Origin of the sequence: Pseudomonas sp. SK3(2021), assembly GCF_016772375.1 — a bacterium.
Lineage (GTDB): Bacteria > Pseudomonadota > Gammaproteobacteria > Pseudomonadales > Pseudomonadaceae > Aquipseudomonas > Aquipseudomonas chlororaphis_I.
This window is the reverse complement of the sequence record NZ_CP061943.1, coordinates 2,636,067-2,654,189: the sequence shown is the minus strand read 5'-3', so window position 1 is coordinate 2,654,189 and position 18,123 is coordinate 2,636,067. Positions and strand designations below refer to the sequence as shown.

The window sequence follows — 18,123 nt, the reverse complement described above, 5'->3', positions numbered from 1 at the left end:
CCGCCGCTCACTATTCTTAAGCCATGGGCCCGCATGGGCCGGTGGTCTCGCTTTCAAGGAATCCAGAATGCAACCAAGACACGTCATCAACGCTTCGGTCAGCCCCAAAGGTAGCCTGGAGACTTTGTCCCAACGTGAAGTGCAACAACTCAGCGAAGCCGGTTCCGGCAGCATCTACGCCCTGTTCCGCCAGTGCGCCCTGGCCATCCTCAACACCGGCGCCCATGTCGATAACGCCAAGACCATCCTCGACGCCTACAAGGATTTCGAAGTCCGCATCCACCAGCAAGACCGTGGCGTGCGCCTGGAACTGCTGAACGCCCCGGCCGATGCCTTCGTCGATGGCGAGATGATCGCCAGCACCCGGGAGATGCTGTTCAGCGCCCTGCGCGACATCGTCTACACCGAAAGCGAGCTGGCCAGCCAGCGCATCGACCTGGAAAGCTCCCAGGGCATCACCGACTACGTCTTCCACCTGCTGCGCAACGCCCGCACCCTGCGCCCGGGCGTGGAACCGAAGATGGTGGTGTGCTGGGGCGGCCACTCGATCAGCACCGAGGAATACCAGTACACCAAGAAGGTCGGCCATGAGCTGGGCCTGCGCAAACTGGACGTCTGCACCGGTTGCGGCCCGGGCGTGATGAAGGGCCCGATGAAGGGCGCGACCATTGCCCATGCCAAGCAGCGCATGAACGGCAGCCGTTACCTGGGCCTCACCGAGCCGGGCATCATCGCCGCCGAGGCGCCGAACCCGATCGTCAACGAGCTGGTGATCCTGCCGGACATCGAGAAGCGCCTGGAAGCCTTCGTCCGCGTCGGCCACGGCATCATCATCTTCCCGGGCGGCGCCGGCACCGCCGAGGAGTTCCTGTACCTGCTGGGCATCCTCATGCACCCGGACAACCGCGACCTGCCGTTCCCGGTGATCCTCACCGGGCCGAAAAGCGCCGCGCCGTACCTGGAGCAATTGCACGCCTTCGTCGGCGCGACCCTGGGCGACGCGGCCCACAGCCTGTACCAGATCATCATCGACGACCCGGCCGAGGTCGCCCGGCAGATGACCGAGGGGCTCAAGGAGGTCAAGCAGTTCCGCCGCGAACGCAACGACGCCTTCCACTTCAACTGGCTGCTGAAAATCGACGAAGGCTTCCAGCGCCCGTTCGACCCGACCCACGCCAACATGGCCAGCCTGCAACTGGACCACGCACTGCCGTCCCACGAACTGGCAGCCAACCTGCGCCGCGCGTTCTCCGGCATCGTCGCGGGCAACGTCAAGGACAAGGGCATCCGCCTGATCGAGAAGCATGGCCCGTACGAAATCCACGGCGACCCGAAAATCATGCAGCCGCTGGATCATCTGCTCAAAGCCTTCGTCCAGCAGCACCGGATGAAACTGCCGGGTGGCGCGGCCTATGTGCCGTGCTACCAGGTCGTCAGCTGACAGCCCAGTGACGACAGCCCCCGGTGCAATGCCGGGGGCTGCTGGCTGCCCCACGCCAGACACCCGGCCAGCGGGCACAGCGAGCGCCCGGGGAACTCCTGGGTAGCGCCGCGCATCCTAGCTATGCAGTACTTCACTTTCGCTTCACGCTGTTGGAGAACGTCCTCATGCGCCGCCTATTACTCGTTTCTTCGTTGTTGCTCTGTCTGCCCGCAGGTTCAGCCATGGCCCGTGTCGATGCGGGTGATGTCGCCACCTCGGCAGGGGTCTCCGCCTCGCTGTACTCGACCTTCAAGGACGACAAGATAGTGATTCCCGCCCGTGACGACGCCTCCAGTTTCGTCGCCAGCGGTGGCGCCATCCGTGGCGTCTACCTGGAGTCGGTGCTGCAGAAAATCCGCCAGGAAAACCCGGGCCTCAACGCCAGCGATGAAGAGCTGGCCAGGGCCATCCTCACTCAACAGGCACAGCCCGCCGGGCGCTAGCGACCCGCACCGCCCTGCGCTTCGCGACCGGGACAGCGCGCAGCCGCACGGGGTATCCCCTCACCCCGCCTGGACCGCCGCGGCGGTTTCGGCGCGGGTGAACAGATCGCGACCTATGGCCCGGGCCGTGCGCAAATGCAGCGCCGGGGCCTGGCTTTCCGATTCCAGCAACAGCTGCGAGGTCAGCACCCGCGCGCCGCAGTAATCGAAGATCCCGTGATCGATCTGGGTCTTCATCGCCCTCTCGTAGCCGTGGCGCCCATAAGTGCCGGCGTCGGCCCCACCGACGCCAAGCAGGTGCACCCGCAGGTGTCCGAGTTTCTTCTCGAAGCGATTGGCTTGGAGGTTGAAATCGAACGCCCAGCCGTTGGCGAACACCCGGTCGATCCAGCCCTTGAGGAGCGCCGGCATCGACCACCAGTACACCGGATAGACCAGCACCAGCGCATCGGCGCGATCGATGCGCGCCTGCTCGGCCAGCACCTCGGCCGGGGGCTGCTCCTGCCGACGGTGGACCGCATGGTCGGCGGCGTTGAAGCGTGGGTCGAACGCCTCGGCGAACAGGTCGGCGATCTCGAACGAGTGAGACGGCCCCAGGCCCTCGGCGACCTGCGCCGCCAGGCTGTGGCTGAGCGAGCGGGGATCATGGTGGGCGACAACGATAAGCGCATGCATGGCGAAGACTCCTGCAGATAGAGGCAAATTGGATTGAGGGCGGTAACCAGGCCCGATATACTTTTGGTAAGTTACGAACAGTAAGTTACTTTTGGTATATAAGCATGTCAAGCACCCCCTCCGAGGCTTCCCCCCCTCGTCGCCGCCTGTCCCGGGAAGAGCGCCTGCAACAGTTGCTGGAAGTGGCCTGGCAATTGATCGGCGCGGAAGGCACCGAGGCCCTGACCCTGGGCCGCCTCGCCGAGCAGGCCGGGGTGACCAAGCCGGTGGTCTATGACCATTTCGTCACCCGCGCCGGGCTGCTGGCGGCGCTGTACCAGGACTTCGATGCCCGCCAGACATTGCTGATGGACGCCGCCCTGGACCGCAGCGAAGCGACCCTGGCCAGCCGCGCGACGGTCATCGCCGGCTCTTATGTCGACTGCGTGCTGACCCAGGGTCGGGAGATCCCCGGGGTGATCGCCGCCCTGGCCAGTACCCCGGAACTGGCGCGGATCAAGGAGGCATACGAACTGATTTTCCTGGAAAAATGCCGCGCGGCCCTCGCCCCCTTCGCGGCCCCCGGGACCATAGCAATGGCTGGCCTGCGGGCAATGCTCGGGGCCGCCGAGGCCCTGTCCCATGCGGCGGCCACCGGAGAAATCAGCCGCGAGCAGGCCTGCGACGAGCTGTTCGAGACCATAGTCGCCATGGTCGAACGCGGCGCGCGGCGTGGTGCCGGCCCGGCCTAGCCGGCCTCGCCTGCCACCGGCACGGCAGGCTTCATCGAACCGAACCACCAGGTCACAAGGGCGCACAGGGCCATGACGCCGCAGGTGCCGACAAACACCGTGCGCATGCCGAAGTGCCCGCCGAGAAAGCCCCCGGCCAGGGGGCCGAGCACCTGCCCGACGTACTGGCTGGAGGTCGAGTAGCCGAGCATCCGCCCGGCGATGTTTTCCGGCACCGAATGGCGAATGATGCTGGAGATGCAAGGCAACAGCCCCCCCAACGCCAGGCCCATGAGAAAACGCAGCAGCACCAATTGCCAGGGCGCACTGACCAGCGCCTGGGGAATCAACAGCAGCGCCGCCGCGGCCAGGCACACGGTGAGCACCCGCCAGTGGCCGATACGGTCGGCCAGCTTGCCCAGTTGCGAAGCGGAAACGATGCTGCCCAGGGCCGCGGCGGACATCACCAGGCCCGCCATCAGGGTGACGTTTTCCGCCCGCAGTTCCTGCAGGTACACGGTGATGATCGGCTCGATGGACATGGTCGCGAACATCAGCAGGCAGGCCACGGCGAACATGCTCAACAGCGGTTTCCGGTCCGTCACCGACGCCCGGGAATGGTCTGGCGGCAGGCCCTTCTGCGGGGCCGTGCGCGGCTCGCGCGGTGCCTCCTGCAGCAGAAAGGTGGTGGCCAGGAAGGCCACGAAGATCACCGCCCCGGCGATGAAGAAGGTGTTGCGGATGCCGATCAGCGGCGGCAGCAGGCCACCCACCAGAGGCCCGGCCAGGCTACCGGCCATGATCCCCGAAGACAGCACGCCCAACGCCCAGCCGGAGCGCGCCTTGGGGGTTTGCGTGGCGACCAGGATGGTCGCCCCCGAGGCATAGCCGCCCAGCAGGCCTGCCAGCAGACGCAGCAGCACCAGTTGCCAGACGTTCTCCGCCAGGCCGATCAGCGACATCGCCAGCGCCATGCCGAGGCTCGCGCGGATCAGCATCAGCTTGCGCCCATAGCGATCGCCCAGGCGGCCCCACAAGGGCGCGGTGATCGCCGCCGACAGAAAGGTCGCGCCAAAGGCCACGCCGGACCACTGGACAATGGCCGCCGGGTCGCTGACCCCCAGTTGCTCGACGTACAACGGCAGGAACGGCAACAACAGGGTCATCGCGACAATGGTGGTGAACGCCCCCAGGGTGCACACCGCGAGGTTGCGCTGCCAGTAGCGTTCGGCGGGAGACAGCGGCTGCGGGGTGGACATGGGGGCGCTCCATCGGTCAGGGACGGGGCCACGCTACAGGCTCGAATTCGATAAATAAAATTCATGTTTTTTATAGAGTGGATTCCTTTTGGGAATCCGCGTAACACCGGCGGGGATGTTACGAGCGTGATGGATTCAGTCGCGCTTCCAACGTTTGCGGGCATGCAGGTACGCCGCGAGGTCGCCGTAACCCAGCTGGGTCGCCACCTGGGCGCGGCTCTCGCCGAGAAACTCCAGCTGTTGCTCCAGCTCGGCGCGGACCTGGTCGAGCAACAGGCGGAAGGTCATGCCCTGCTCTTCCAGGCGCCGGCGCAGGGTACGCGGGCTCTGGTACAGCGCCTCGGCCTGGTTCTCCAGGCTCGGCACCACGCCACGGGCCAGGCTGTCGCGCATGCTGGCCGCAACCTTGCCGGTCCAGCCGCCCAGCTGCAGGCGCTGGGCCAAGCGGCGGTCCAGCTCGCTGCGCAGCAACGCCTGCATGCCGGCGTGGCGCGTCAGCAGCGGCAGGCGCAGGGTGGCCTGGTCGTAGTACAGGCAGTTGTGCGGGCAATCGAACTCGAGGTTATCGCCGAACCACTGACGATATTCAGCGTGGTAAACCGGGCGCGAATGGCTGAAGCAGGCCCGTACCGGCCGCACAGCTTGCCCGGTGCCGTGGCGCATCTGGGTCAGGGCCATGACGCCGTAATGCTCCACCACGTAGCGGGTCAGCCTGGCGGGCGCATCGATGCAGAGTTCGACGCCGAGCAGGTCGCCGTCGCTGACCAGCCTCAGGCTGTCCATGTCCGAGGCCAGCGCGGCGTAGTCGGCCCAGCATTGCATGGCGCCGCGCACGTCCGGGCAGTACAGGCAGATGTAGGCCAGTACGTGCAGGTCCTGGGGGGTGAATTCGCCGAACAGGTGCAGGCCGATGGCCGGGTCGCGCTCTGCCGCCAGGCGCCACAGTTGTTCGAGCTCGAGCAGGTTGTAATCCTGGCGGTCGCCGCGGGTCTGGCGTTGCAGCACCCGTTCCAGCACCCGGCCGAGCTGGCCCCGGTGAAAACGGCGGACCGGCTGATTGGCCTCTTCGCCAGTGTTTTTGTCCAGTTCGCGCATAGGGTCCGGGCGGCTCATGGTTTCTTATTGTTCGGGCAATGCCCATGTCGGGCCTGACTCGAGATTGCCATGAATACAACAATGCTCGCCAACAATCCAATCCTGGTCGTGGCCGGGATTTTCCTCGGTTTCATCCTCCTGGAAATCGCCTGTACCTGCTTTCGCCAGCCCCAGGGCCAGCGCCGCGATGTGCTGATCGAGATCATCGGTTCCTCGCTGTTGCTCGGCCTTACCTTCCCCCTGGTGATGTTCCTCAGCACCCTGCTGCTGGACACCTTCGCGCCGCCCTTGAAGAACAGCCTGGGCGACCTGCACTGGGTGGCGGGCGTGGCGCTGTTCCTGCTGCTCGATGACATGACCCAGTACTGGTGGCATCGCCTGACCCACCGCCTGCCGTTCCTCTACGCGCTGCACCGCGCGCACCATTCGGCGCCGTACATGAGCATCCGCATCGTCTACCGCAACAACAGTTTCTATTACCTGCTGATGCCGGGCATCTGGCTCTCCGGCCTGCTCATCTACATGGGCCTGGCGCCGGTCTACTACGGCTACCTGATCGTCAAGATGACGGTGATCTTCGCCGCCCACAGCAGCGTCGCCTGGGACGACAGGCTCTATCGCATCCCCGCCCTGCGCCCACTGATGTGGCTGCTGGAGCGGACCATTTCGACCCCCTCCACCCACTCCGCCCACCACGGCCTGAATGCCCATGACGGGGTGACCCACTACAAGGGCAATTTCGGCAATCTGCTGTTCTTCTGGGACGTGCTGTTCGGCACCGCGAAAATCACCCGCCGCCGACCCAGCGCCTATGGCATCGAGGATTTGCGCCCCATCAGCTGGCAACAGGAACTGTTCTGGCCGCTGGTGCGTTCGCCCAAACCCGTCGCGCGTCCCGAAGCCAAGCAGGAGGCGACGCAATGAGTCTGCATATCGTGCTGCTCGCCGGTTCCAGCCAGCTCGATAGCCAATCGGCCAAGGTCGCCCATTACCTGGGCCAACGCCTGCAACGGCTGAAACTCTGCGAGCAGGTCACGCTGCTCGACCTCGGGCGCTCGCCCTTGCCGCTCTGGCCAAGCCCGGACTCGAACAGTGCCTGGAGCCAGTACTCGGCCACCTTGCGCCAGGCCGACGCGCTGGTGGTGGTGACGCCGGAGTGGAACGGCATGGCCTGCCCGGCCATCAAGAATTTCTTCGTGTATGCCGGCCACACCGAGCTGGGGCACAAGCCGGCGTTGCTGGTCGGGGTCTCGGCCGGCGTGGGTGGCGCCTACCCGCTCGCCGAGCTGCGGGCCTCCAGCTACAAGAACTGCCGGATCTGCTACCTGCCGGAACAGCTGATCGTTCGCCAGGTGGAAGGCGCATTCAATGCGCATGCCGAGCCCACGCCCGAAGAACGCCACCTGCGCGCTCGCGCCGACTGGACCCTGGAAGTCCTGGCCGACTATGCCGGCGCGATGAAGCACCTGCGCTCGCGCATCGATATCCGGGGCGTGCCCTTCGCCAACGGGATGTAGCACCGCGACACCGAAAGTGAATGCCCCGGTGGGCGTCCTGCCTCCCCCGGCGCCGTGAAGAAATTCGCTTGCGCCGGGACCCGTCCTCGCCAAACTGTGGCTACAGTCTTAGGAGCCGCCACGGGCCTGGGCGCCATGCTGCACGCCGGAAAGCCCATGGGCGGCCTGACAAAGACACGGGCAGCGGTGAACCTTATCGCCGCCTGCCCGGTCGATAGATGCAGTCTGGCCAGGTTTGGCGATCAGCCCCCGTTTCTTCCAATGGGGCGTCGTACGGCTGGTTTCATTTCCTGGAGAACCCCCGTGATAACGACCCGACACATCGCCAGCCTCAAAGCCTGGGGCGCCCATGGTTTCACCGCGACCGGCGTGGTCACGGCCTTTCTCGCCACCCTGGCACTGTTCGACAACCAGCCCAAGGCCTGCCTGCTGTGGCTGGGCGTGGCGCTGATCGTCGACGGGGTCGACGGCTCGCTGGCGCGCAAGGTCAATGTGCAATCGGTGCTGCCGCATTTCGACGGCTCGGTGCTGGACCTGGTGATCGACTACCTGACCTATGTGTTCATCCCGGCGCTGTTCATCTATCGCTACATCCCGCTGCCGGACTACAGCCCGCTGCTGGCGACCTCGGTGATCCTGGTGTCGTCGCTGTTCTGCTTCTGCAACGTCAACATGAAGAGCAAGGACAACTATTTCGTCGGCTTTCCCGCGGCCTGGAACGTGGTGGCGCTGGCGCTGTACATCCTTGCCCCGACACCCTGGCTGAGCCTTTCGAGCATCGTGGTCCTGGCGCTGCTGACCCTGACCCGGATGAAATTCCTCCACCCCTTCCGCGTGCGCCGCTTCATGCCGGTGAACATCGCGGTGACCGCCATCTGGCTGCTGTGCAGCCTGTCACTGGTGATCAACCATCCCTACAACGGCCCCTGGGTGATGGGCCTGTGGCTGGCGATGTCGGCGTACTTCCTGGGCATCTGCATCTGGCGCACCGCGCTGGGCGGGTTCGACCGCGCGCGAACCTGAACCCCTGCCGTACCCCTGAGCGCAACGAGACTCGACATGCTCTACCGCTTCGCCGCCGACACCCTGGTATCGCTGCACCTGGCCTTCATCCTGTTCGTGCTCCTGGGCGGCCTGCTGGTGCTCAAGTGGCCGCGCCTGGCCTGGCTGCACCTGCCCGCCGCGGCCTGGGGCGTGGCGGTCGAAGTCTTCCACCTGCCCTGCCCGCTGACCGACTGGGAAAACCGCATGCGCCACGGCGCCGGCCAGCAGGGTTATGGCGACGGTTTCATCGAGCACTACCTGATCCCACTGATCTACCCGGACGGGCTGACGCCACAGATCCAGATGGGCCTCGGCGCGCTGGTGCTGCTGATCAACGCCCTGGTCTACGGCCGGCTGTGGTGGCGGCACAGGCAACCGTGAAAAAACCGACGGCAAGGCTGGCGATTCCCGCGCCACACCCCACCCCGCCTGTGTATATTTCCAGGCAACCCCGTGGGCAACGGCGATCCTCGATCGCTTCGAGTGGAGTCCATAGATGCCCGATTACCAGATCCGCCAGCCGTGTCCGCCCGGCGCTTGCAACTGCGACCGCGAGCGCCTGCTGCAAACCCCTGGCAACGACCTGCGCATCCTCGGCCTGACCCGTCAGGAAGAAAAGCGCCTGCTCGACCGGCTGGAGAACCTGCAAAGCCTGAGCGACCTCGAACACATGCAGCGGCGGATGTACGAACTACTGGGCATCCGCGTGCAGATCGCTCCCAGCTTCAACGAAGTACGCAGCATGCGCGGCATCGCCATCCAGCTCGACGAGCTGCCGGGCCTGTGCCGCAAGACCCGCCAATCGATCCCCGCCGCGATCCGCCGTGGCCTGGAGAAGAACCCGGAAATCGCCTACCGCCTGCTCGACGCCCACGACCTGTTGCGCGACGCCTGAACTGGAATGCCCCGATGAAACCCACCGTCACGACCAGCCCCTCGATCGTTATCAGCGACACCCTCGACAGCACCTTCGAAACCCTGCTCGACAACGGCCTCGCCACCTTCAATGAGCAGATGACCGGCTACCACGACCGGCAGCCCCTGGCCGTGGAACTCAAGGACCCGGAGACCGGCCAGGTGCTGGGCGGCATCAGCGGGCGCACCTCCCTGGGCCTGCTGTTCATCGACCTGTTCTACCTGCCGGAAAACCTGCGCAACTCGGGCCTCGGTACCCAACTGCTGCAGGCGTGCGAAGACGAAGGCCGGCGCCGCGGCTGCCGCTCGGCCGTGCTCTACACCCTGAGCTTCCAGGCGCCGTCCTTCTACGAAAAACACGGCTGGCAACGCTTCGGCGAAATCCCCTGCGACCCCGAAGGCAGCAGCCGGGTCTTCATGAGCAAGGCCTTGTAGGAGCGAGCTTGCTCGCGATGGCCGCGCGCGGAGTACCTGATCCACTGCGTTATCGTTCATCGCGAGCAAGCTCGCTACAGAGGAAGGGCTTGGCTCACCAGTTATGGCTGTTGATCCGCTTTTGCCCCAGCAACTGATCGACCATGGTCACGGCGGCCTCTTTCGAAGCGCAGTGCAGCAAGGGGTAGCCCCAGAACTTGCGGTAGGTGTCGGCGAAGGCCTCCACCCGGGCCTGGGTCGCGCCGTCGGGGGCGATGACGATACTGGCCCGGATCCAGCGGCGGATCGCCTCCTTGTTGCCTTTCATCCACAAGGAGGCCTGCTTGAGGCTGGCCTGGGCGTCTTCGCCTTGCTGCGGTTGTTCGCCGGGCGCATCGGCGGTCACCAGCACAAAGGGTTGCTGGCGTTGCAGCAACTGGTCGAGCTGGCTGAAAGGATCGGCCTGGCCGGCCGCGCCACGGTAGTGCATCCAGACCAGGGGGAACTGACGATCGTCGATGTTCATAAGGCTTCCTCGACAAGAGACAAATAGGAATCCCTATCATCTGCAAAGGAGGAATTGTCTGCATCAGTCAATCTGGACAAGCTATTGACCGTTTCAGCCAAATGAAGATTCAGCGCCCCGGACCTGCGCATGGTCGCCCAGCAGCATCCTGCGCTCGGCGAGGAAACGCGCCGGCGGCTGGCCCACGGCCTTCTTGAACATGCGGATAAAGGCACTGGCGCTTTCATAACCCAGGCCCAGCGCCACGCTTTCCACCGACTCGCCTCGGGCCAGGCGCTTGATCCCCAGCAGGATGTGCAACTGACGTTGCCACTGGCCGAAACTCAGGCCGGTCTCGGCCAGGATCAGCCGGCTCAGGTTGCGTTTGCTCATGCCGATCTGCTCGCCCCAGCCACCCAGGCTGCGACGCTCGGCCGGCTGCTCGATGAGCGACGCGGCCATGGCGCGCAATTGCGGGTGCCGGGGCATGGGCAGGTGGATCTGTTCCTGGGGCGCGGCGGCCAGTTCATCCAGGGCCACCGCCATCAAGCGCCCCTGCGGGCCGTCGAGGTCGTAGAGCTCGGGCACCTCCACGCACCGCTTGAGCAACGCCTGCAACAGCGGCGAAACCGCCAGGGTGCAACAGGCCCCGGGCAGGCCGCGGACCTGTTCCGGTTCGACGAACAGGCAGTAACCCTCGGTGCGCTCCAGGCCCCGCACGTTGTGCCGCATATCCCCGGGAATCCACACCGCGCAATGCGGCGGCGCCATCCACAGGCCTTCGTCGGTCTCGCAGGTGATCACCCCGGCCAGCGGGAACAGCAGCTGCGCCTTGCGGTGGCTGTGCCACGGCCGCTCCCAGCGCGTGGCCTGGTGGGAGATCCGCAGCGCATACAGCGGCCGGTCGATCCGGTCCGGGTCCTGGGGGTGGTGTTGGTCGTGCAGTACCGGCATGGCGAAACCCGTGGAGGATAAGACTCGCGCCACTGACCGGCGCGAGCCTCTGACGCAGGGGATTGTGCTGGCCGTTGGACGTTTCGCCAAGCAGCGCCGGCGACTCCCCGGGAATCAGGACGACGGCGTTGCCGCGCCATGCAGGAACATCTGCTCCAGGACCAGCGCCGACGCCGCTGGCGCAGCACGGCCCAGGCGTTCGGAATCGACGATGCCGCAGATCAGGGTCATGAACAGATCGCTCAACACCGGCGCACTGACGTCGATGCGCAGGTAACCCTCTTGCTGCGCCCGCAGGAAGAAGCCGTCCAGGGCGTCGATGCATGGCTGCCAGCGATTGCCCTCGGCGTTGGGCGCCATGGTGTCCGGGCGGTACTGGAAGACCATGAACAGCAGCAGTTCGCGCTGGGCCAGGTTGAGCTGGATCAGACTGCGCAGGGCCACCGCCGGTGCGGCCTGGTGCAAGTCCGCGGTCTCGATGATCTGCTTCATCACCTCGCAGGTGTGGCTCATCAGCATCTCGACCAGGTTGTCCCGGGTGCCACAGAACCGATGCAGGGTGGCCTTGCTCACCCCCGCCGCCTCGGCCAGTTCCTTCAGTGTCCCCCACGGATGGTCGACGATGGCTACGGCCAGCGCCTTGAGGAGTTTTTCGTCGGAAGCGGGCGAAGACATAAAGGCAGACTCATTCTGGGCAGGAAGAACGCACGCATTGTGCAGAAAATCCCTACAAGCTCAAGGGAACTGACACTTTTAACAGAAAAGAATCATTTGAGACAAATTTGCCTCAAAAGAATCTTGCAGATACTATTCGCGCCTTTCCAGAACCAGTCTCCAGGTGAAAACATGAATGCGTTGCGCGAACTGCGTGTATTGAGCTTGGCAGCGGTGGCCCTGATGGGCATGGCCGGCTGCGGCAATGGCGAGCAGCCCGGAGCGCAACAGAATGCGCCCAGGCAGGTCGAGACCCTGACCGTCCTCCCCGAAACCCTGGCCCTAAGCAGCGAACTGCCCGGCCGTATCGAGCCGGTGCGGGTCGCCGAAGTGCGGGCGCGGGTGGCCGGTATCGTGATCCAGCGCCACTTCGAGGAGGGCGCGGACGTGAAAGCCGGCGACCTGCTGTTCCAGATCGATCCGGCACCGCTCAAGGCCGCGCTGTCTCGCGCCCAGGGCGAACTGGCGCGGACCGAGGCGCAACAGAGCGAGACCCAGGCCCGGCTCAAGCGTTATGAACAACTGGCGAAAGTCGAAGCGGTCAGCCAGCAGGACCTCGACACCGCCCGCTCCGCCCTGCAGAGCAGCCAGGCCGCTCGCCAGTCGGCCCGCGCCGATCTGGAAACCGCCCGCCTCAACCTGGGTTACGCCACGGTCCGCGCGCCGATCTCCGGGCGCATCGGCCGCGCCCTGGTCACCGAGGGCGCCCTGGTGGGCCAGGGCGAAGTGACCCTGATGGCGCGCATCCAGCAACTGGACCCGATCTACGCCGACTTCACCCAGCCGGTGGCCGAGGCCCTGCGCCTGCGCGAAGCGCTCAAGCAAGGCAGCCTGTCCGCCGGCGACGAGTCGCGGCTGTCGATCCTGGTCGAGGGCACTGAGTTGCGCAGCCAGGGCGAATTGCTGTTCTCCGATGTCTCGGTGGACCGCGGCACCGGCCAGGTGTCCCTGCGCGGGCGCTTCGACAACCCCGAAGGCACATTGCTGCCGGGTATGTACGTGCGGGTGAAAGTGCCCCAGGGCACCGACCGCCAGGCCCTGCTGGTGCCGCAACGGGCGGTGCAGCGCGGCAGCGACGGCCAGGCCCGGGTGCTGGTGGTGGACGCCAGCGACAGCGTCGCCCAGCGCCCGGTGCAGACCGGCGTCATGCAGGACAAGCGCTGGCAGATCACCCAGGGCCTGGAAAGCGGCGACCGGGTCATAGTCGGCGGCATGAACGGCCTCAACCCCGGCGACAAGGTCGCCATTCAACAGCCCGATCCGCAACCCGCGCAGCAGCAGGCAGCCCGTCAGTAAGTCCGGCCCCGCGTTCGAGGACCCACCATGTCTCTGTTCTTTATCAAACGGCCCAAGTTCGCCTGGGTCGTCGCCTTGTTCATTTCCCTGGCCGGCCTGCTGGTGATCCCTGCCCTGCCGGTGGCCCAGTACCCCAACGTAGCGCCACCGCAGATCAGCATCACTGCCACCTACCCCGGCGCTTCGGCGAAGGTGCTGGTGGACTCGGTCACCAGCGTGATCGAGGAGGAGCTCAACGGCGCCAAGGGCCTGTTGTATTTCGACTCCACCAGCAACTCCAATGGCGTCGCCGAAATCGTCGTCACCTTCGAGCCGGGCGTACAGCCGGACATGGCCCAGGTGGAGGTGCAGAACCGCCTGAAAAAGGCCGAGGCGCGCCTGCCCCAGGCCGTGCTCAGCCAAGGTGTCCAGGTCGAACAGACCAGCGCCGGCTTCCTGATGATCTACGCCCTGAGCTACAAGGAAGGCGCCCGGGAGCAGGACACCACCCTGCTGGCCGACTACGCCGCGCGTAACGTCAACAACGAGATCCGCCGGGTCGAAGGCGTGGGCAAGCTGCAGTTCTTCGCCTCGGAAGCGGCCATGCGGGTCTGGATCGACCCACAGAGCCTGGTGGGCTACGGCCTGTCCATCGAGGACATCGGCAACGCGATCCGCGCGCAGAACGTGCAGGTCCCGGCGGGCAGTTTCGGCAGCGCCCCGGGTGCGGTCGGCCAGGAGCTGACCGCCACCCTGGCGGTCAAGGGCACCCTGGACAACCCCGAGGAGTTCGGGCGCATCGTGCTGCGCGCCAACCAGGACGGCTCCAAGGTCACCCTGGCCGACGTGGCGCGGATCCAGGTCGGCAGCCAGGACTACAACTTCACCACCCGCCTCAATGGCAAGCCAGCGGTGGGCGCGGCCATCCAGCTGTCGCCCGGGGCCAACGCGATCAAGACCGCCAGCGCGATCAAGGAACGCCTGCACGAGCTGTCGGTGAACTTCCCGGAGAACGTCCAGTACTCCGTGCCTTACGACACCTCGCGCTTCGTCGACGTGGCCATCGAGAAGGTCATCCACACCCTGATCGAAGCCATGGTCCTGGTGTTCCTGGTGATGTTCCTGTTCCTGCAGAACCTGCGCTACACCCTGATTCCCAGCATCGTGGTGCCGGTATGCCTGGCCGGGACGCTGACGGTGATGTACCTGCTGGGCTTCTCGGTGAACATGATGACCATGTTCGGCATGGTGCTGGCCATCGGTATCCTGGTGGACGACGCCATTGTGGTGGTGGAGAACGTCGAGCGGATCATGGCCGAAGAAGGCCTGTCCCCGGCGGCGGCCACCGTCAAGGCCATGGGCCAGGTCTCGGGGGCGATCATCGGCATCACCCTGGTGCTGTCGGCAGTGTTCATGCCGCTGGCATTCATGGCCGGCTCGGTGGGGGTCATCTACCAGCAGTTCTCGCTGTCGCTGGCGGTGTCGATCCTGTTCTCCGGTTTCCTCGCGCTGACCTTCACCCCGGCCCTGTGCGCCACCCTGCTCAAGCCGGTAGCCCCGGGGCACCATGAGAAACGCGGTTTCTTCGGTGCCTTCAACCGCCTGTTCGGCCGCCTGACCGAGCGCTACAGCGCCTTGAACAACCACCTGGGGCGACGCGCCGGGCGCTACATGCTGGTCTACCTGGGCGTGGTGATGCTGCTGGGCTTCGTCTACCTGCGCCTGCCCGAGTCCTTCGTGCCCGTGGAAGACCAGGGCTACATGATCGTCGACGTGCAGCTGCCACCGGGCGCCTCCCGTGAGCGCACCTCGGCCACCGGCCAGCAGCTGGAGCAATTCCTCGCCTCCCGCGAGGCCGTGGCCAATACCTTCCTGGTGCTGGGGTTCAGCTTCTCCGGGCAGGGCGAGAACGCCGCCCTGGCCTTCCCGACCCTGACGGACTGGTCGCAACGCGGCGCCGAGCAGTCGGCCGAGGCGGAAACCGCCCAGGTCAACCAGCGCTTCGCCAGCCCCGACGACGGCAGCGTGATGGCTGTCAGCCCGCCGCCGATCGACGGCATGGGCAACTCCGGCGGTTTCTCCCTGCGCCTGCAGGATCGTGGCGGCCTGGGGCGCGAGGCCCTGCTGGCGGCCCGCGACCAGTTGCTCGGCGAAACCTACGGCAACCCGATGATTCTCTACGCGATGATGGAAGGCCTGGCCGAGGCGCCCCAGCTGCGCCTGGATATCGACCGGGACAAGGCCCAGGCGCTGGGCGTGGGGTTCGACGCGATCAATAACGCCCTGTCCACCGCCTTCGGCTCGGCGGTGATCAACGACTTCGCCAACGCCGGGCGCCAGCAACGGGTGGTGGTACAGGCCGACCAGAGCCAGCGCATGACTCCGGAGAGCGTGCTCAAGCTCTATATCCCCAACAGCAGCGGTGCCCTGGTGCCCCTGAGTGCCTTTGTCTCCACCCATTGGGAAGAAGGCCCGGTGCAGATCGCCCGCTACAACGGCTACCCGGCGATCCGCATCTCCGGCGACGCCATGCCCGGGGTCAGCACCGGCGAGGCCATGGCGGAGATCGAACGCCTGGCGGCCAAGTTGCCGGCCGGTATCGGCTACGAATGGACCGGCCTGTCCTATCAGGAAAAGATCGCCAGCGGCCAGGCCCTGCAACTCTTCGCCCTGGCCTTCGTGGTGGTGTTCCTGTTGCTGGTGGCGCTGTACGAGAGCTGGACCATTCCCCTGGTGGTGATGCTGATCGTGCCGGTGGGCGCCCTCGGCTCGGTACTGGCGGTGACCGCCGTCGGCATGCCCAACGACGTGTACTTCAAGGTCGGGCTGATCACCATCATCGGCCTGGCGGCGAAGAACGCGATCCTGATCGTCGAGTTCGCCAAGGATCTCTGGGCCGAGGGCTATAGCCTGCGGGACGCCGCCCTCAAGGCAGCACGCCTGCGCTTTCGGCCGATCGTCATGACCTCCCTCGCGTTCATCCTCGGCGTGGTGCCGCTGGCCCTGGCCACCGGCGCCGGCGCGGCCAGCCAGCGCGCCATCGGCACCGGAGTGATCGGAGGCATGCTCAGCGCCACGTTGCTGGGGGTGATCTTCGTCCCGATCTTCTTTGTCTGGGTACTGTCGCTGCTGCGCCACGAACCCACGACGCACAACGATGACCTGCAACCTGCGCGGACCGAGGAATGACCGGCATGAAATCCACCCCCTTGATCTACGCTGCCCTGCCCCTGGCCCTGCTGTTGGCCGGCTGCTCCCTGGCACCGCGCTACGAACGTCCGTCGGCACCGGTCGCCGCAACCTGGGAAGGCCAGGCCACGACGTCGAAGGAGCTACCGCAGTGGCAAGCCTTTGTCCTCAATCCCGACCTGCGGGCGCTGGTGGACTGCGCCCTGGCCAACAACCGCTCCCTGCGCCAGGCGCTGCTGGATATCGAAGCGGCCCGGGCGCAATACCGCATCCAGCGCGCCGACCGCCTGCCAGGGTTGAACGCCAGCGGCTCGGGTAACCGCCAGCGCCTGCCGGCCGACCTGTCGTCCAGCCAGGCGGCCGGAGTGTCCAGCACCTACCAGGTGGGGCTGAGCCTGCCGGAGTACGAGATCGACCTGTTCGGCCGCGTGCGCAACCTGTCGGACGCCGCCCTGGAGCAATACCTGGCCACCGAGGAAGCCACCCGCGCCAGCCAGTTGGCGTTGATATCCGAGGTGATCCAGGCCTACCTGACCTGGGACGGCACCCAACGCCAGCTGGCCCTGACCCGGGACACCCTGCGCAGCCGCGAACAGTCCCTGGAGCTGATCGGCCAGCGGCGCACCATCGGCACCGCCACGGCCCTGGATTATCAGGAGGCCCAGGGCCTGGTGGAGCAATCCCGGGCCGAGCTGGAAAACACCGACCGCCAGCTGCATCTGGCGCGCAATGCCCTGACTCTGCTGGTGGGCACACCGGACGCGCTGCGAGCCCTGCCCACCCAGCCGCGCAGCGAACTGCTGCTGGTACAGGACATGCTGCCCGGGGCGCCATCCGAGCTGCTCGCCCGGCGTCCGGACGTGCTGGCCAGCGAGCATCGGCTCAAGGCTCGCCATGCCGATATCGGCGCGGCGCGGGCGGCATTCTTTCCGCGCATCACCCTGAGCGGCAGCCTCGGCACTTCCAGCAGCGAGATGTCCGGGCTGTTCGACGGCGGTTCGCGGTCCTGGTCGTTCCTGCCCTCGGTGTCGATCCCGATCTTCGCCGGCGGGCGCAACCGGGCCAGCCTGGACCTGGCCGAGGTACGCAAAGACAGCGCCGTGGCCGCCTACGAAGGCACCCTGCAACAGGCCTTTCGCGAAGTGGCCGACGCCCTCGCCGCCAGCGACACCCTGCGCCGCGAGGAGGCAGCGCGCCAGGGCCTGGCCCGCACCAGCCAGGCCACCCTGGAGCTGGCCAAGGCCCGCTACGACAGCGGCCTGGACGATCACCTGCGCTACCTGGACGCCCAGCGCAGTGCCTTCAACGACCAGTCCACGCTGATCCGCATCAGCACCCAGCGGCAGATCGCCCTGGTGGACCTGTTCCGGGCCATGGGCGGTGGCTGGGACAAGCAGCCGCTCTAGGGGGGCTGCAATCCGGGCAGGGTAGCGGGCAGGCAAGCCCACTGCCCTGCCCGTTTTTTTGCGCCGGCCGGCACCGGGCATCGGGCAATCCGCCGGCGGCCTGGAACTTCTTCCGATACGCCGCCGGCAGCAGGCCGACCCGTTGCTGGAACAGCCGGCGAAACGAGTTGCTGTCTTCGTAGCCCACCTTGTAGGTGATGCTGTCCAGGGTCATGCGCGTGGATTCCAGCAGCGCCTTGGCCTTTTCCAGGCGTAGCGTCTGCAGGTAGGCCTGCGGCGTGTAGCCGGTGGCCTTCTTGAAGCGCCGCTTGAAGTTCCTCACGCCGAAGCCGAAGCGCCGGGCCGTGTCGTCGATCGGCAGCGGCTGGTCGAAGTGTTCCTCCAGCCAGTCCTGCACCCGCAGGATCTCGCCATCGCCGTGCTCTTCGACAATGACCACATGACATACACCGACTGCTCGCTGCGCACCTTGTCGATCAACAGGTACTGGCCGCATTTCTGCGCCAGTTCCAGGGTGGCGCTGGC

At 66.1% G+C, this 18,123-nt stretch carries 18 protein-coding genes and 1 pseudogene; 12 read left to right on the top strand and 7 right to left on the bottom strand.

Annotated features, from left to right (window positions below):
- Positions 1-67 precede the first annotated feature (67 nt).
- The gene (gene ppnN, locus IF690_RS12160; RefSeq protein WP_202700237.1) at positions 68-1,441 is read left to right on the top strand and encodes a nucleotide 5'-monophosphate nucleosidase PpnN; all 1,374 of its coding nucleotides are present in this window, start codon (positions 68-70) and stop codon (positions 1,439-1,441) included.
- Between the two features lie 167 nt (positions 1,442-1,608).
- Entirely contained in the window at positions 1,609-1,926 is a 318-nt protein-coding gene (locus tag IF690_RS12155) for a DUF2388 domain-containing protein (RefSeq protein WP_202700236.1), read from the top strand.
- A 60-nt stretch (positions 1,927-1,986) separates the two neighbouring features.
- Here the strand turns inward: IF690_RS12155 and IF690_RS12150 are convergent, their stop codons facing one another.
- Positions 1,987-2,601 carry an NAD(P)H-dependent oxidoreductase gene (locus tag IF690_RS12150; protein ID WP_202700235.1) on the bottom strand — a complete coding sequence of 205 codons (615 nt, stop codon included), beginning with the start codon at positions 2,599-2,601 and terminating at the stop codon, positions 1,987-1,989.
- Positions 2,602-2,705: 104 nt separating this feature from the next.
- Here IF690_RS12150 and IF690_RS12145 point away from each other — a divergent pair, with 104 nt between their 5' ends.
- The gene (locus tag IF690_RS12145; RefSeq protein WP_202700234.1) at positions 2,706-3,332 is read left to right on the top strand and encodes a TetR/AcrR family transcriptional regulator; all 627 of its coding nucleotides are present in this window, start codon (positions 2,706-2,708) and stop codon (positions 3,330-3,332) included.
- Here the strand turns inward: IF690_RS12145 and IF690_RS12140 are convergent.
- Together IF690_RS12140 and IF690_RS12135 are read right to left on the bottom strand one after the other, a co-directional pair.
- Entirely contained in the window at positions 3,329-4,570 is a 1,242-nt protein-coding gene (locus IF690_RS12140; RefSeq protein ID WP_202700233.1) for an MFS transporter, read from the bottom strand. The two genes, IF690_RS12145 and IF690_RS12140, sit on opposite strands and share 4 nt — an antisense overlap.
- A 135-nt stretch (positions 4,571-4,705) precedes the next feature.
- Positions 4,706-5,665, bottom strand: coding sequence for an AraC family transcriptional regulator ligand-binding domain-containing protein (locus IF690_RS12135; protein WP_202701403.1), 960 nt, complete (start codon positions 5,663-5,665; stop codon positions 4,706-4,708).
- Between the two features lie 69 nt (positions 5,666-5,734).
- Here IF690_RS12135 and IF690_RS12130 point away from each other — a divergent pair, with 69 nt between their 5' ends.
- The 6 genes from IF690_RS12130 (at position 5,735) to IF690_RS12105 (ending at position 9,576) form a co-directional block, all read left to right on the top strand.
- Positions 5,735-6,589 (top strand): sterol desaturase family protein, encoded by an 855-nt coding sequence (locus IF690_RS12130; protein ID WP_202700232.1) that lies wholly within the window; start codon positions 5,735-5,737, stop codon positions 6,587-6,589.
- A complete protein-coding gene (locus IF690_RS12125) occupies positions 6,586-7,182 on the top strand; it encodes an NADPH-dependent FMN reductase (RefSeq protein WP_202700231.1) in 597 nt (198 codons plus the stop codon). Before IF690_RS12130 ends, IF690_RS12125 begins: the two co-directional genes overlap by 4 nt.
- Positions 7,183-7,485: 303 nt before the next feature.
- On the top strand, positions 7,486-8,205 hold the full coding sequence (gene pcsA / locus IF690_RS12120) for a phosphatidylcholine synthase (RefSeq protein WP_202700230.1): 720 nt from the start codon (positions 7,486-7,488) through the stop codon (positions 8,203-8,205).
- A gap of 36 nt (positions 8,206-8,241) precedes the next feature.
- A complete protein-coding gene (locus IF690_RS12115; RefSeq protein ID WP_202700229.1) occupies positions 8,242-8,607 on the top strand; it encodes a DUF2784 domain-containing protein in 366 nt (121 codons plus the stop codon).
- 115 nt (positions 8,608-8,722) lie between these two features.
- Positions 8,723-9,121 carry a hypothetical protein gene (locus IF690_RS12110; protein ID WP_202700228.1) on the top strand — a complete coding sequence of 133 codons (399 nt, stop codon included), beginning with the start codon at positions 8,723-8,725 and terminating at the stop codon, positions 9,119-9,121.
- 14 nt (positions 9,122-9,135) lie between these two features.
- A complete protein-coding gene (locus tag IF690_RS12105) occupies positions 9,136-9,576 on the top strand; it encodes a GNAT family N-acetyltransferase (RefSeq protein ID WP_202700227.1) in 441 nt (146 codons plus the stop codon).
- A 94-nt stretch (positions 9,577-9,670) separates the two neighbouring features.
- Here IF690_RS12105 and IF690_RS12100 read toward each other — a convergent pair whose 3' ends face one another.
- The 3 genes from IF690_RS12100 to IF690_RS12090 form a co-directional block, all read right to left on the bottom strand.
- Positions 9,671-10,081 (bottom strand): hypothetical protein, encoded by a 411-nt coding sequence (locus IF690_RS12100; protein ID WP_202700226.1) that lies wholly within the window; start codon positions 10,079-10,081, stop codon positions 9,671-9,673.
- A gap of 93 nt (positions 10,082-10,174) precedes the next feature.
- Complete coding sequence (locus IF690_RS12095; protein ID WP_202700225.1) at positions 10,175-11,014, bottom strand: AraC family transcriptional regulator; 840 nt, start codon at positions 11,012-11,014, stop codon at positions 10,175-10,177.
- Positions 11,015-11,128: 114 nt separating this feature from the next.
- Positions 11,129-11,689, bottom strand: coding sequence for a TetR/AcrR family transcriptional regulator (locus IF690_RS12090; protein WP_202700224.1), 561 nt, complete (start codon positions 11,687-11,689; stop codon positions 11,129-11,131).
- 171 nt (positions 11,690-11,860) lie between these two features.
- Here IF690_RS12090 and IF690_RS12085 point away from each other — a divergent pair, with 171 nt between their 5' ends.
- From IF690_RS12085 to IF690_RS12075, 3 genes are read left to right on the top strand one after another with little or no spacing between them, the layout of a single operon-like run.
- The gene (locus IF690_RS12085) at positions 11,861-13,024 is read left to right on the top strand and encodes an efflux RND transporter periplasmic adaptor subunit (protein ID WP_502710171.1); all 1,164 of its coding nucleotides are present in this window, start codon (positions 11,861-11,863) and stop codon (positions 13,022-13,024) included.
- Positions 13,025-13,051: 27 nt separating this feature from the next.
- Complete coding sequence (locus tag IF690_RS12080) at positions 13,052-16,192, top strand: multidrug efflux RND transporter permease subunit (RefSeq protein WP_202700223.1); 3,141 nt, start codon at positions 13,052-13,054, stop codon at positions 16,190-16,192.
- A 5-nt stretch (positions 16,193-16,197) separates the two neighbouring features.
- Complete coding sequence (locus IF690_RS12075; protein ID WP_202700222.1) at positions 16,198-17,598, top strand: efflux transporter outer membrane subunit; 1,401 nt, start codon at positions 16,198-16,200, stop codon at positions 17,596-17,598.
- A 94-nt stretch (positions 17,599-17,692) separates the two neighbouring features.
- Here IF690_RS12075 and IF690_RS12070 read toward each other — a convergent pair.
- Positions 17,693-18,117, bottom strand: a pseudogene (locus IF690_RS12070) (GlxA family transcriptional regulator); the annotation flags it as partial.
- Positions 18,118-18,123 lie beyond the last annotated feature (6 nt).